The organism is Tetzosporium hominis, from assembly GCF_002265435.1.
Taxonomy (GTDB): Bacteria; Bacillota; Bacilli; order Bacillales_A; family Planococcaceae; genus Chryseomicrobium; species Chryseomicrobium hominis.
This window is the reverse complement of record NZ_NOKQ01000057.1, coordinates 1-242: the sequence shown is the minus strand read 5'-3', so window position 1 is coordinate 242 and position 242 is coordinate 1. Positions and strand designations below refer to the sequence as shown.

General features: G+C 55.0%; 1 protein-coding gene. It reads left to right on the top strand.

Annotation, left to right across the window (positions count from 1 at the left end):
- On the top strand, window positions 1–242 hold a 242-nt coding region (locus CF394_RS00180; RefSeq protein ID WP_165767404.1), incomplete at both ends, for an EamA family transporter.

Below are 242 nucleotides of genomic sequence, written 5' to 3'. Positions count from 1 at the left end.
AGCGTTGCAAGCTCTACCATCATCCTGGCTCTGCAGCCCGTATTCGTGATGATTGGTGCCTACTTCTGGTTTAAGGAAAAAACATCACTCGCCGCAATCGGCGGCATGGCAATCGCGTTCCTTGGGGTGTTCCTGCTCATTGGCAGCAGCGGACTCAGCGGGAGTGCGGGGCATTTGACCGGTGATGTGATGTCTTTGCTGGGAACGGCAGCTGTTGCTGCACATATGCTGCTTGGGCAATT